Raw genomic sequence first — 14,583 nt, forward strand, 5'->3', positions numbered from 1 at the left:
CCATGCTCAAGCACCGTGCCCTCTACCAGCCCGGACACGAACAAACAGCCTGACCAAGCCCACAGCCCTTGACCGAACAGATAGAAGCACCCCCCACACGCGCGCAGGAAGGGACGGACACCCCTAGGAGTGCCGCCCCTTCCGTCTCCCGCCCCCTCCGACAGTCAGTCCCGTCTGAACAGCTCGGGGTCGATACGCCGGCCGACGAGCGGCAGAGACCCGAGGGCGGCAATCACCACGGCCCCGAGGGCGCAAGCCAACAACAACGGCACGCCAGCGGCATCCCAGAAGATCGCGCCCCCACCGGAAACGAGGTAACTCGATTCGGCCGCTTTCCCGGCCAGCACGGCAAGAACGAGCCCGACCGTCAACGGCACTACCACCTGAACCACTTGGACGATCCGCAAGGTTCGTGGCCGAGCGCCGAGCAGGGCAAGGGCCGTGACCTGCGGCCGACGTTCGACGGCCCGGTCGGCAGCGGCCACGAGGTATGCAGCCACACCGATGACCAGACCAAGGATCATTCCCATGGCAAGGATCGTCTTGACCACGGTGATCTGCTGGAGAGAGGTCACTACAACGCCAGGCGTGTCGACCTTGGCAGTCGCATCGACACCGCCGATACCGTCGAGAACCGATCGGACGGAATCGGGAGCTGAACTGCCGGCCAGAATCAGAGTGGCTCCCTCAGGTCGGAACCCGTCGGGCAGGTAGGACGGTGGAATAACCACGTCTCCGCTGCTCAATGGCGAAATTCCCGCTTCGCCACGGAAGCTGACCTGCTCCTTCGGCACCCGCACAGTCATCACGTGCAGTTCGCCAGCCGCGTTCCTGAGGTGGAACGGAAAGTCTGCACCGGGTCTGCTGTCCTGGTCGTACGCCTCCCGAGGGTTCGTCACCCGGAAGGGCCGACCTTCCGGGCAACGTCCGATGTCGGGAACGACCCCGCGAAGCTGACCGCATGTGGCAACCATCGCGTAGATCACGGGTGGAAATTCGACTTCGGGGTTCGACCAGGAGTGCGCGTACATCCCGTGGCCACGGACGCCCTCAACAGCCTCGAAGGCGTTCTGTCGCTCCTGGGTGATGCTGTCCAGAGGGAGGACGTACGACTGAACTGGCGAGGTGTTCTTGGACACCTGGTCAAGCTCGATCAGTACACCCTGAGCCAGCGACGCCGCGTAGACCAATAGCACCAGTCCCGTCGCGACCCGAAGGACTCCGCTCGGCTCCACCTCGTTGCGTCTCATGGCGAGCCCGAGGGGCAGCGAGCGGCTGGTGTGTGCCACCCTCCGGGCCAGGCTCCGGGAAAGAATCGGGAGCGACAACACGAGGCCGATTCCCACCAGTACAACCGCAAGCGGCATCAAGATCGATGAAAGCGAAGTGTCCTGGGGCGCATGCCCCGTCGCACCCGCCACGCAATACGCGGTGACGATGCCCAGCCCAGGCAGGAGCGGCAGAAGCCCCCACTTGACTGGCGGCTTCTCCACCCCGGTACGCCTCACAGCCAGTGGATTCGATGCAGCCTTTTTGGCTCCGAACGCTCCCGCGAACCAAGCAAGTGCTGGGCAACCGATCAGGCAGGCCAGAGTGGTGGAAACGGTCAGCGACCCGTCGGACGGATACCACCGGAAACCGGGAAGGCCGATACGGGAGATGAGCTGGTTGGCCGCTGTATAGCTCCCGAGGCCAAGCAGCGCTCCGAGCAGGGCCGCGGCGACCGTCTCGGCCGCATTGACGCGCTGGATACCTTTCTTGCTCAACCCGACGAGCCGCAGGGCGGCGAGTCGACGGGCTCGCGAGGCGGCTGACAACCGTGCGCACACTGACAGGTAGACAGCCAAGGGAAGCAGCACAACGCCCGCCAGGGTGAAGCGGACGATGTCCAACGTCGAGGGCTCTACCGTTTCATCATCTGTGTAGGGCCTCCCGTATGACGTTACGGGTCGCCCGCCCTTGACCTGGTCCCGCGCCACACCGATGTAGGCATACAGCTCGTCGGGATGGGCCAACCCCTGCGCTCCGACGAGTCCCCGTTCCCGACCCGGCACCAGTTGAGCGAGACCAGGTTCCTTCTTCAGCGCCTCGTGCAGGTTTGGCGACACGAACATCTCGCCCGGCGAAGGAAGTTGTTTCAATCCGGGCGGCGGATCGATGGCAGTGGTGCCCGGCGCGTAGAAAACGCGGGTCATGGGCCGGGAGCCGTACGGATCCGTCAGCTCAAGTTCAAGAGGAGCTCTCTTGGCTCCCATGCATACTCGCTGAGCATCGAGGGGGCAATCCGCCTCACGTGCAGCCTTGCGGCCATCCTGCGCTGCCAGGATCCCGGGAATCGCCAGCACCATGGCCAGGCAACACACACCGACCGCACTTCCCCCTGCCATGAGGAAGAAGCGCACCCGGCTGCCTCGTCCACTGCCCAACAACAGCCTTAGACCCAGCTGGAGTTCCTTCACCCTGACTCCCCTGACACTGCCGAGAGAATACCGTCGCGCATCGCGTACTGGCTGTCGGCGCGGGCTGCCACTTGCGCATCGTGAGTGACGAGCACCACGGCCGTTCCTTGGGAACGCGCCAGAGACAGGAATTCCTCAAGTACGGCAGTTGCGTTGGCACTGTCGAGCGATCCTGTTGGCTCATCGGCAAAAACCACCGCTGGTCGATGAACCAATGCCCTTGCGACCGCAACGCGTTGGTTTTGCCCCCCGGAAACTTGCGAGGGACGTCGCTGCCGAAGGTCGGCGAGGCCCAGCCGACCCAACACCTCCCCCGCAGCAGTCAGCGCCTCGGCCTTGCGCTGCCCAGCCAGACGGAGGGGCAGGGCCGTGTTCTCTTCAACGGTCAGCTCAGGGAGTAGTTCGCCGTACTGGAAGACAAACCCAAAACGTTCACGACGCAATGCGCTGAGTTCTTCATCGTCGAGGACACCGAGGGCGCGCCCCTCGAAGCGGACTTCACCTTGGGCCACGGGAAGGACCCCTGCGAGGCAATAAAGCAATGAGGACTTTCCGGATCCGCTCCGCCCGGTGATCGCCGCAACTTCGCCACGACGCAACGTGATTTGAGCGTTCCTGACTGCAGGTGTCTCGCCATAGAAAAGATCGACACCCTTGGCAGACAAGACTTCTGACGTGTTGATGATGGCTCCCTGTGACAAGAAGGAGCCCAGATGCGGGCATCTGGGCTCTGGGCGCAGAACGCTTAGCGGCCGGCCAGGAACTTGGCGTTTCGGGAGCAATTGTCAGGATGCAGGCTGCCGCGATCACGGCAAGCCCTGATCTCCGCCTTGGTGGCGTAGCGCTGGGCTCCGTCCCAGTTTGAGTGGTGCAGGGAAACCGTCTTCCGCTGCTTGCCGTTGTAGCGAACCCAAGGATGGCCCTCGACGCGAACCTGCAGATAGACGTTGTGGCCGTCCTCCGTGTCGGCGTCCTTCAGCATGCCCTTCCACTCAAAGGCCCCATGATTGCGACCCGCCGGATTGAAGCGGTGCTCACCTTCGAGGAACCGAACGCCTCCGGACTTCAGTAGAGGGACGGCCGACCAGCCCACCGTCCCCCAGGCCGTCCCGGCCCCCGCCAAGAACGCCGTCGCCGCCATCACGCCAGCCAATACCTTCTTCATGCCTCACCTTCCTGCCGCCGAAAGTCCGACGACCTTCGGGAATCACAGAAGGTAATGGATCAATCACAAGAAGAAACCTTCAGTCGGCAATGTCCACCAGATCAGGTGATCGACTTCCAGCCACCCTCACAGGTCAGGCCACCGGTCCCGCCCAGTGCTCGCTCCAGCCGTACGCCCCGCCCTGGACCTGCCCCGCGTACGCGTACGCCCCTGACGCGTGGTCGAGATCGGCTTCGGCGGTGACGCCCGGGTTCTGGGAGCCGTACAGGCGGGTGTACACGCCGCCCAGGGCCAGGAGTTCGTGGTGGTGGCCCGTTTCCGTGATGTGGCCCTGGTCGAGGACCAGGATGCGGTCGGCGTCCGGGGTGAGGGTGAGGTCGTGGGTGATCATGATGGTGGTGCGGCCGGTCATCAGGCGGCGCAGGGGTTCGATGATGCGGCGGGTGGCGATCGCGTCGAGGCCGGTGGTGGGTTCGTCGAGGACGAGGACCGGGGCGTCGCGCAGGACGGCGCGGGCGATGGCGAGGCGTTGGAGCTGGCCTCCGGAGAGGCGGGCCGTCCCGGGGGCGATGAGGGTGTCGTAGCCCTCGGGCAGCGCGGTGATGAAGTCGTGCGCGTCGGCCGCCTTCGCCGCGTCGACGATCGCCCGGTCGCTGGCGCCCGGCCGGCCGCAGGCGATGTTCGCCCGGACCGTGTCGTGCAGGACCAGCGTCTCCTGCGGGAGGAGGGTGATGTATTCGCGGAGGCGGTCCAGCGGGAAGGCGTGCAGGGGGTCGCCGTCCAGGAGGACGGTGCCGGAGTCGGGGTCGTAGAAGCGGAGGAGGAGTTTGGAGATCGTTGATTTGCCGGCGCCGCTCGGGCCGGTGATGACCACCAGCTCGCCGGGGTTCGCCGAGAACGACAGGCCCTGCAGCGCCTGCCGATCCATGCCGGGGTAACGGAAGGAGACGTCCTTCATTTCGATCACGCCGTCCGGGCGGCCGGAAGGGCGGTCCGTCGGGCCCTCGGGGTCGCTCACCGCGGGGCGGGTGTCGAGGATTTCCACGAGGCGTTCCGCGCCGGCCGTGGCCGCGGTGACCAGCAGGCCCAGCTGGGCGAGGCTGCGGATGGGCGGGTAGAGGTAGCTGAGCAGGGCGGCGAAGGCGAGGAGCTGACCCAGGGTCATCCGGCCCTCCGAGATCTCCCAGACCCCGATGCCGATCACCGCGAGGACGCAGACCGTCTCGATGACCTGCACCAGCTGGCCGTACGCCTGGTTGAGGCGGGCCGAGCGGACCGCCGCGCGGAACCACGCCGTCGCCTCCTGGCTCAGCCGGCGCCGCTCGGCGTCCTGCCGGCCGTACGCCTGGGTGAGGACGAGGTTGCCGAGGGACTCCTCTACTACTGAGGTGACCGCGCCGTCGGCCACCCGGCCCTCGCGGGCGACCGACCTGACGCCGGCGGAGAACCTCTTGGCCGCCAGCCAGAACAGCGGGGCCAGCACGAAGGTCGCCGCCGCGAGGTCCCAGCGCAGCCAGAACGCGGCCGCCGCGTAGAAGACGGCGCTGAAGAGGGCGGAGGCCGTGCCGATCAGACCGGAGACGGCCATCTGCTCGATCGCCTCCACGTCGCCGGTGAGCCGGGAGAGCAGGTCCCCCTGGCGGTGGCGCTGGAAGAAGTGCGGGGGGAGCTTCTGGACGTGGTCGAAGACGTGCTGGCGCAGTCGCATCACGAAGCGCTCCGAGACCCAGACCGCGAGCGAGCCTCCCGCGTAGCCGATGGCCGCGCCCGCCACGGCGATCAGGAGCCATTGGACGGCCGGGCTCCAGAAGGCGTCGAGCGAGCCCTTCTGCAGGGCGTTGTCGGTGAGGCCGCTGAACAGCAGGATGGCGGCGGTCTCCGCGAGCGCGCCCAGTACGGTGCACAGCCAGACCCCCACGAGCCAGCGGCGCAGTCCCTTGGTCATGGGCCAGAAGCGGCGGAAGGCGGCGCGGGGGGAGAGGGTGGGGAGATCTCCAGCGTATTCCGTTGGAGGTTCCGGGTCGTCTGCGGTGATTCCCGGGGCGTCTGCGGCGATTTTCGGGGTGCCTGCGGTGATATTCGGGGCGGGCGCGGCGGGCGGATAGGGATCCGCGGGTTCGCGCATGATTGGCAAGCCGTATTCCGACATTTCTAGGCCCGCCGGGACATGCCGAGGAAATTCAATCCCTGAGGACTTCCGGGATGCGCGCATCGTTTCTCCCCTCACCTACGACCGGGAGCGCGCTTGAACAATTTATGAGCGAGGGCGCTGCCGCTTCCGTGACTTTGCCTGATTGCCAGGTGTTTCGAGGGGGATCCACAGGCTGCACACAACCCGGGAGGGTCGACGGAAAAACCGGCGACCCTCCCTCCCACCAGGCGTTCTACCGTCAGGCGCCGCGCTGCTGGGGCGCCGGATCACCGGGACGCGGGCGGCGGCGCTGCTGCGGCTGAGGGGGCGGGGGGACCTGGCCGGCGTTCGCGTTGGGGTTCGCGTTCGCGTTGCGGCGGGGGGTAAGCGGTGCGATCACCCTGAAGCTCATACTGACTCCTTCTGAGTTTCCAGTATCTGCGGGAAGGGAATTCCGCACGGACGGATGGGGATCAGGGTCGTCACCCTGGGCGATCCCGCCGCCCGATGAGAAAGAACTTAACACGACCCATCAGAAGGGGAAGAGAAAACCAAGAATTACGAGCCGGAAATGAAGCTGTGAAAACCTTGGGATTTCCTTGGCATTGAATGGGAGACGCCCGCTGACCAGCGCGATCGACGACATAAGAGGGCGGCACCCCCGCACAGGGTGCCGCCCTCCTCTTGCGTGCCGGAGCCGCCGCCGATCGGTACTGAGGGTCGGGGACCGACGGCGGCTCCGGGGTCTACCGGGGGTCAGCGGTGGTCGCTGCCCTCCGACTGGGTGGCCGCGCGCCCCGCCTCCAGGCGGGCCACCGGGATACGGAAGGGGGAGCAGGAGACGTAGTCGAGCCCGGCCTCGTGGAAGAAGTGCACCGACTCCGGGTCGCCGCCGTGCTCGCCGCAGACGCCGAGCTTGAGGTCGGGGCGGGTCTCGCGGCCCGCCTTCGCCGCCGCCTTGACCAGGGAGCCGACGCCGTCCTTGTCGATCGTCTCGAACGGGGAGACCCCGAAGATGCCCTTCTCCAGGTAGGCGGTGAAGAAGGAGGCCTCGACGTCGTCCCGGCTGAAGCCCCACACCGTCTGGGTGAGGTCGTTGGTGCCGAAGGAGAAGAACTCGGCGGCCTCGGCGATCTGGGCGGCGGTCAGCGCGGCGCGCGGCAGCTCGATCATGGTGCCGATCGACAGCTTCAGCGACACGCCCGTGGCCGCCTCCACCTCGGCGACGACCTGGTCGGCCTCCTCGCGGACGATCTCCAGCTCCTGGACGGTGCCGACGAGCGGGATCATGATCTCGGCGCGCGGGTCGCCCTTGGCGTTCTTGCGCTCGGCCGCGGCCTCGGCGATGGCGCGGACCTGCATGGTGAACAGGCCGGGGATGACCAGGCCGAGGCGTACGCCGCGCAGGCCCAGCATGGGGTTCTGCTCGTGGAGGCGGTGGACGGCCTGGAGCAGGCGCAGTTCGTTCTCGTGCGGCTCCTGGCGGGACTCCGCGAGCGCCACGCGCACCGACAGCTCGGTGATGTCGGGCAGGAACTCGTGCAGCGGCGGGTCGAGGAGGCGGATGGTGACGGGCAGGCCGTCCATCGCCTCGAACAGCTCGACGAAGTCCTTCTTCTGCAGCGGCAGGAGCTGCTTGAGGGACTCCTCGCGCTCGGCCTCGGTGTCCGCGAGGATCAGGCGCTCGACCAGCTCACGGCGGTCGCCGAGGAACATGTGCTCGGTGCGGCACAGGCCGATGCCCTGGGCGCCGAAGCGGCGGGCGCGCAGCGCGTCCTCGGCGTTGTCGGCGTTGGCGCGCACGCGCAGCCGGCGCTTGCGGTCGGCGAAGGCCATGATCCGGTGGACGGCCTCGACCAGTTCGTCGGCGTCGTCGGCGCCGGCGTGCATCCGGCCCTCGAAGTACTCCACGACGGGGGACGGGACGACCGGGACCTCGCCCAGGTAGACCTTGCCGGAGGAGCCGTCGATGGAGATGACGTCGCCCTCCTCCACCACGTGTCCGCCGGGGACCGTCATCCGGCGGCGCTTGGTGTCGACCTCGAGCTCCTCGGCGCCGCAGACACAGGTCTTGCCCATGCCGCGGGCGACGACGGCCGCGTGGGAGGTCTTGCCGCCGCGCGAGGTCAGGATGCCCTCGGCCGCGATCATGCCGTCGAGGTCGTCGGGGTTGGTCTCGCGGCGGACCAGGATGACCTTCTCGCCGGAGCGGGACCACTTGACGGCGGTGTACGAGTCGAAGACCGCCTTGCCGACGGCCGCGCCCGGGGAGGCCGCGATGCCCCGGCCGACCTTCTCCACCTTCGCGTCCTCGTCGAAGCGGGGGAACATCAGCTGGGCGAGCTGGGCGCCGTTGACGCGCTGCAGCGCCTCGGTCTCGTCGATCAGGCCCTGGTCGACGAGCTGGGTGGCGATGCGGAAGGCGGCGCCGGCGGTGCGCTTGCCTACTCGGGTCTGGAGCATCCACAGCTGACCGCGCTCGATGGTGAACTCGATGTCGCAGAGGTCCTTGTAGTGGTTCTCCAGCGTCTCCATGATCCCGAGGAGCTGGTCGTACGACTTCTTGTCGATCTGCTCGAGCTCGGCGAGCGGGACGGTGTTGCGGATGCCCGCGACGACGTCCTCGCCCTGGGCGTTCTGCAGGTAGTCGCCGTAGACGCCCTGGTGGCCGGAGGCGGGGTCGCGGGTGAAGGCGACGCCGGTGCCGGAGTCGGGGCCGAGGTTGCCGAAGACCATGGAGCAGACGTTGACGGCGGTGCCGAGGTCGCCGGGGATGCGCTCCTGGCGGCGGTAGAGCTTGGCGCGGTCGCCGTTCCAGGAGTCGAAGACCGCCTTGATGGCGAGGTCCATCTGCTCGCGCGGGTCCTGCGGGAAGTCCCGGCCGGCCTCGGTCTTGACGATCTTCTTGAACTTGGTGACCAGCTTCTTCAGGTCCGCCGCCTCCAGCTCGGTGTCGACGGTGACCTTCTTGGCGGTCTTCGCCGCGTCGAGGGCCTCCTCGAAGAGCTCGCCGTCGACGCCGAGGACCGTCTTGCCGAACATCTGGATGAGTCGCCGGTAGGAGTCCCAGGCGAAGCGGTCGTCGCCGGCCTGCTTGGCCAGGCCCTGGACCGACTTGTCGGAGAGGCCGATGTTCAGAACCGTGTCCATCATGCCGGGCATGGAGAACTTGGCGCCGGAGCGGACCGAGACGAGCAGCGGGTCGTCGGCCTGGCCGAGCTTCTTGCCCATCCGCTCCTCGAGGGCGACGAGGTGCGCACTCACCTCGTCACGCAGTGCCGCGGGCTCCGCGCCGCTCTCCAGGTAGACCTTGCAGGCCTCGGTGGTGATGGTGAAGCCGGGCGGGACCGGGAGGCCCAGGTTGGTCATCTCGGCGAGGTTGGCGCCCTTGCCACCCAGGAGGTCCTTGAGGTCCTTGTTGCCCTCGGTGAAGTCGTAAACGAACTTCGCTACGTGGGGTTCTTTGTTTTCCGACACGGGTCTCGACTCCTCGAGGACGCGGTGGCTGCCCTGACGGCCAGGAACATACCCAGATCGAAGGCGCCTGGGTACGTCCACTTGTGCGTCATGCGCCCGTAACCCGTCGTCAGCCAGTGGATCGAAAGTCAAAGCTTGGCAAGCGCAAGGCGGCGCATGTTTTCACTTCTTGAACGCGAGAGCCTCCACAGGTGCGGTTATCCGCTCAGATGAGCGGGTCCTCTGCACGTCTGATTTCGATCGATGAACGATCAAGGGGTGGCACCCAGTGCCACCCCTTGGAGAAGTGCATTCGATCCATGATCCGCTCATCTGAGCATCATGCCCCTCAAGGGTGGCGAGAATCACGCTGCCACAGGGGAGCGGATTTCACCATGCGGACTCGCTCCACGAGCGTCCCTCACACCCCCAGGGCCAGCAACCGCTCCTCCACCCGCTCCGGCGCGTACAGATGCTCCACGACCAGCGCCCCCGCTCCCACCAGCCCCGCCCGCTCCCCCAGCCGCGAGGTCACCACGTCCAGATGAGCGGTGGAGCGCGGCAGCGCCCGCTGGTAGAGCAGCTCGCGCACCCCGGTGAGGAAGGGGGTACCCGCCAGGTCCCCGGCGATCATCAGCACCCCCGGGTTCAGCAGCGTCACGACCGTCGCCAGTACGTCCCCCACCTGGCGCCCGGCCTCCCGCGCCAGCGCCGCCGCCCCCGGGTGCCCGGCCGCCAGCAGGTCCCGTACGTCCGAGCCGGAGGCCGCCGGAACCCCGGTCTCCGCCAGCCTGCGGGCCACGGCGCCGCCGCTGGCCACGGCGGCGAGACAGCCGTAGGAGCCGCACCGGCACAGCGCCTCGGCGCCCACCCGGATGTGTCCGATGTCCCCCGCGCCCCCGTCGATCCCCCGGAAGACCGCGCCGTCGACCACGACCCCGGCGCCGATCCCCGTCGAGACCTTGACCAGCACGAACGCCGAGCAGTCGGGGTAACCGGTGCGCTGTTCGCCGTACGCCATCAGGTTCGCGTCGTTGTCGACGAGGACGGGCACCCCGGGGGCGCCGGTGCGTTCGGTGAAGGCTCGGGCGAGGCGGCCTCTTATGTCGTAGCCGTCCCAGCCGGGCATCATCGGCGGCTGCACCACCCGGCCCGTGTCGCTGTCCACCGGGCCAGGCACCGCCAGGCCGATGCCGCAGACCTCCCGCGCCCGGTGGCCCGCCTTCTCCAGCAGCTCGGCGAACCATCCGCCCAGGTCGCCGAGGACCGCGTCCGGGCCGTCCTCGACGGCCAGCGTGCCGGAGTGCTCCGCGAGTATCTCGCCGGTCAGGGACAGCACGGCCGCGCGCGCGTGCCGGGTGTCCAGGTCGGCGGCGAGCACCACCGCGTGGTCGTCGTCGAACTCCAGGGTGATCGAGGGGCGCCCGCCCAGCGGTGAGCCGACCGGACCGCCGGCGCCCTCGCGCAGCCAGCCCGCCCGGAACAGCCGGTCCAGACGCTGTCCGACCGTCGCCCGGGACAGGCCCGTCACCTGCTGCAGCGCACCGCGGGTCGTCGCTCGCCCACTGCGCACCAGTTCGAGCAGTTCTCCGGCGCTGGCCTGACCACCCGCCCTGCCGGTCCGTCCCGGACGCCCAGTCATGCGCACCCCCTTGTGTTTCTCAAGCTTGCATTACATATTGAGTTTTGCGTGTTAAATAGACGTAACCCTACGGTAGCCCCCGCCGAACCAGGGGGCCTTGACGTCTTTCGGGGAGCCCCGAGTGGATCGCACCGCCCAGCTCATCGCCCGCCCGGCGGAGTACGCCGTTGCATACGATCCGGCGGCCCCGCCGGGTCCACCGCACCTCAGAGCGGTGCGCGACGGCGCGGTGAAGGTGCTGGAGGGCAACTGGACCGGCACCTCGACGGTGCCCTCGCGCCGGCTGTACCCGCACCAGTGGTCCTGGGACTCGGCGTTCGTCGCGATCGGCCTGAGGCATGTCTCGCCGCTGCGGGCGCAGACCGAGCTGGAGACCCTGCTGGCCGCCCAGTGGGGCGACGGGCGCGTCCCGCACATCGTCTTCAACCCCTCCGTGCCGCTCGACGCCTACTTCCCGAGCCCCGACTTCTGGCGCTCCTCGACCGCGGGGCGCGCTGCGGGCGCCCCGCGCACCGTACAGACCTCGGGCATCGTGCAGCCACCGGTGCACGCGCTCGCGGCCTGGCTGGTGCACCGCGCCGACCCGGGGCTGTCCCGGGCCCGGGGCTTCCTGGCCCGGGTCTACCCACGGCTGGCCGCCTGGCACCGCTATCTGCTGCACCGGCGCGATCACGGCGGGGCGGGGCTCGTCTCCGTCGTCCACCCCTGGGAGCAGGGGATGGACAACGCCCCGAGCTGGGACGCCCCGCTCGCCCGGGTCGCCCCGGCCCCGGCCCGCTCCTTCCGCCGCGCCGACCTCGACCACGGGGCGGCCGAGGACCGGCCGACCGATCTCGACTACGGACGGTACGTCCGGCTGGCGACGGACTACCGGGACGCCGGGTACGCCGACGACGGGGGCGGCTTCGCGGTGGAGGATCCTTCCTTCAACGCCCTGCTCATCGCCTCCGAACACGCCCTGGCGCGGATCGCGCGGGAACTGGGGGCGACGGCGACCGCCCGGCACGCGCGAGCCGAACGCCTGACGGCGGCGCTGGTGGAGCGACTGTGGGACCCGGCGGAGGGCATGTTCTTCTGCCGGGACGTACATGGCGCCGGCGGGCCGGGCGGCGGGCGCGGGGACACCGGGCGGACGCAGGACCGCGGGCCGGGCGGCGGGCGCGGGGACACCGGGCGGACGCAGGACCGCGGGCCGGGCGGCGAGCGCGGGGACACCGGGCGGACGCAGGACCGCGGGCCGGGCGGCGAGCGCGGGGACACCGGGCGGACGCAGGGCCGCGGGCTGGTGCGTGAGTGTGGGGTTTCCGGGCTGGTGCCTCTGATCCTGCCGGGTCTGCCTCGCGACGTGGTGGCGGCCTTGGTGGGCACGCTCAAGGGGCCGCACTTCGGGGTCGGTTCGACGACCCGGCTCGTCCCCAGCTACGACCTGCTCGGTGAGGCCTTCGACCCGCACCGCTACTGGCGCGGCCCGGCCTGGTTCAACACGGCCTGGCTCCTCGAGCGCGGGCTCCGGCTGCACGGACACCGGGCCGACGCGGACACGCTGCGCGAGGCCGTCCTGGACACCGCGCTCACCTCGGACTTCGCCGAGTACGTCGATCCGTACACCGGCGAGGCGTGCGGCGCGACCGGCTTCAGCTGGACCGCCGCGCTCACGCTCGACCTGCTCCACCAGCACACCGCGACCGACAAGGGAGGGGACCGGGGATGACGGACCGGCATCATCTGCTCGTGTACGGCGGGACGTTCGCCGCCGTCGGCGAGCGCGGGGACATCAGCGGGGTACGGGGCGCCGGCTCCTCCCCGCAGGGGCTGTTCGTCCGGGACGCCCGGCACCTCAGCCGCTGGCAGCTGACGGTGGACGGCGCGGTTCCGGAGGAACTCGCGCCGGTCGCGGGCGGGGACACCACCCGCTGTGTGCTCGTCCCGCGCGGCGGGCGCGACGAGCCGCCGTCCTGCACGCTCTTCCGTGAACAGGCCGTCGGGGACTGCTCGTTCGTGGAGTCGGTGCGGGTGGTCGGCAACCGACCGGTGCCGACCACGGTCCGGCTCGCGCTGACCGTGGACGCGGACTTCACGGACCAGTTCGAGCTGCGCTCCGACCACCGTACGTACGCGAAGACGGGAGCCGTCCGCCGCCGCGAGGTCCTCGACGACGGTGTGGAGTTCGGCTACCGGCGCGGGGAGTGGCGGTCCTGCACGACCGTGACCGCCGAACCCGCCCCGGACGCGGTCGAGGAGACCGGCACCGGCGCCCGCCGGCTGGTGTGGACGCTGGAGCTTCAGGCGCACGGCAGCGCCGAGCTGATCCTGCGCGTGATGGCCCGGCCGCATGGCGAGAAACGTGCGCTGCGGGTTCCCCGCTCCCCCTCCGCAATGGCCGAAAAGCTCCTTGCGCGCGAGGGCGAGTTCATGGAACGTGTCGCTTTTCCCACGGAATGGCCCGAACTGGCGACCGCCTGTGTTCGAGGGCTCGCCGATCTCGCCGCGCTCCAGGTCCAGGCGACCGGTCCGGACGGCGAGGAGTTGCGCGTCCCGGCCGCCGGAGCCCCCTGGTTCCTCGCCCTCCTCGGCCGCGACGCCCTCCTCACCTCCCTCTTCGCGCTCCCCTACCGTCCGCAGCTGGCCGCCGCCACGCTCCCGGCGCTCGCCGCCGCCCAGGCCACCGACGCGCACGCGCCGTCGGTGGCCCAGCCCGGCAAGATCGTCCACGAGGTACGGCACGGCGAGCTCGCGCACTTCGGGCAGGTCCCGTACGGCCGCTACTACGGCTCGGTCGACGCGACCCCGCTCTTCCTCGTCGTCCTCGGCGCGTACGTCGAACACACCGGCGACACCGCGATGGCCCGCCGTCTGGAGCCGCACGCCCGCGCGGCGATCGCCTGGATGCTCGACCACGGCGGACTGACCACCCGCGGCTATCTGATCTACCGCGCCGACCAGGGCGGCCTCGCCAACCAGAACTGGAAGGACTCCCCCGGCTCCATCTGCTCCGCCGACGGCACGCGTGCCACCGGGGCGGTCATGGCGGCGGGGGCGCAGGGATACGCGTACGACGCGCTGCGCCGCACGGCGTGGGTGGCGCGCACGGTGTGGGAGGACACCACGTACGCCGCCCTCCTCGAACAGGCGGCCGCCGATCTGCGGGACCGCTTCCAGCGGGACTTCTGGATGCCGGAGCGCTCGTTCCCGGCGCTGGCGCTGGACGGGGCGGGCCGCCAGGTCGACGCGCTGGCCTCGGACGCCGGGCATCTGCTGTGGTCGGGGCTGCTGGACAAGGAGTACGGCGAGGTCGTCGGCCGGCGGTTGCTGGAACCCGACTTCTTCTCGGGCTGGGGCGTCCGCACCCTCGCCGCCGGGCAGCCGGCGTACCACCCGCTCTCCTACCACCGGGGTTCGGTCTGGCCGCACGACAACGCGCTGATCACGCTCGGGCTCGCCCGGTACGGTCTGCACGACGAGGCCCGTACCGTCGCCCGCGCGCTGGTCGACGCGGCGACGGCGACCGGGCACCGGCTGCCCGAGGTGCTCGCCGGGTACGGCCGTGACACACACGCGGAACCGGTGCCGTACCCGCACGCGTGCGTACGGGAATCCCGCGCGGCGGCGGCCCCGTTGGCGCTGCTCACAGCGGTCGGCGGGGCGTAGCGCCGGCCGGGCGGGGTGCTTGGCGTGACATTTGCACGGTGTTTGCCGAGCGCTGGCCGAGGGGGCTGAACACGGGCCGGGA

At 69.5% G+C, this 14,583-nt stretch carries 9 protein-coding genes; 2 read left to right on the forward strand and 7 right to left on the reverse strand.

Translation table 11 applies throughout. The features are described 5' to 3' along the window. Positions 1–164: 164 nt before the first annotated feature. The 7 genes from ABZ464_RS46080 to ABZ464_RS46110 form a co-directional block, all read right to left on the reverse strand. Positions 165–2,459 (reverse strand): FtsX-like permease family protein, encoded by a 2,295-nt coding sequence (locus tag ABZ464_RS46080; RefSeq protein WP_359287934.1) that lies wholly within the window; start codon positions 2,457–2,459, stop codon positions 165–167. Continuing rightward, complete coding sequence (locus tag ABZ464_RS46085; protein ID WP_359287935.1) at positions 2,456–3,124, reverse strand: ABC transporter ATP-binding protein; 669 nt, start codon at positions 3,122–3,124, stop codon at positions 2,456–2,458. The genes ABZ464_RS46080 and ABZ464_RS46085 overlap by 4 nt, the downstream gene beginning before the upstream one ends. A gap of 80 nt (positions 3,125–3,204) precedes the next feature. After that, a complete protein-coding gene (locus ABZ464_RS46090; RefSeq protein WP_359287936.1) occupies positions 3,205–3,624 on the reverse strand; it encodes a hypothetical protein in 420 nt (139 codons plus the stop codon). 133 nt (positions 3,625–3,757) lie between these two features. Then, positions 3,758–5,569, reverse strand: a complete 1,812-nt coding sequence (locus tag ABZ464_RS46095; protein ID WP_359287937.1) for an ABC transporter ATP-binding protein — start codon at positions 5,567–5,569, stop codon at positions 3,758–3,760. Between the two features lie 445 nt (positions 5,570–6,014). After that, positions 6,015–6,167, reverse strand: coding sequence for a hypothetical protein (locus ABZ464_RS46100; protein ID WP_359287938.1), 153 nt, complete (start codon positions 6,165–6,167; stop codon positions 6,015–6,017). Positions 6,168–6,511: 344 nt separating this feature from the next. Next, positions 6,512–9,232 carry a pyruvate, phosphate dikinase gene (gene ppdK / locus ABZ464_RS46105; protein ID WP_359287939.1) on the reverse strand — a complete coding sequence of 907 codons (2,721 nt, stop codon included), beginning with the start codon at positions 9,230–9,232 and terminating at the stop codon, positions 6,512–6,514. Between the two features lie 400 nt (positions 9,233–9,632). Then, a complete protein-coding gene (locus tag ABZ464_RS46110; RefSeq protein ID WP_359287940.1) occupies positions 9,633–10,853 on the reverse strand; it encodes an ROK family protein in 1,221 nt (406 codons plus the stop codon). Positions 10,854–10,974: 121 nt separating this feature from the next. On the opposite strand from ABZ464_RS46110, the gene ABZ464_RS46115 reads away from it, so the two are divergent. Then, a complete protein-coding gene (locus ABZ464_RS46115) occupies positions 10,975–12,564 on the forward strand; it encodes a hypothetical protein (RefSeq protein ID WP_359287941.1) in 1,590 nt (529 codons plus the stop codon). Continuing rightward, positions 12,561–14,501 carry a glycogen debranching N-terminal domain-containing protein gene (locus tag ABZ464_RS46120; protein ID WP_359287942.1) on the forward strand — a complete coding sequence of 647 codons (1,941 nt, stop codon included), beginning with the start codon at positions 12,561–12,563 and terminating at the stop codon, positions 14,499–14,501. Before ABZ464_RS46115 ends, ABZ464_RS46120 begins: the two co-directional genes overlap by 4 nt. The last annotated feature ends 82 nt before the right edge of the window (positions 14,502–14,583 follow it).

Origin of the sequence: Streptomyces sp. NPDC005820, assembly GCF_040630255.1 — a bacterium.
Lineage (GTDB): Bacteria > Actinomycetota > Actinomycetes > Streptomycetales > Streptomycetaceae > Streptomyces.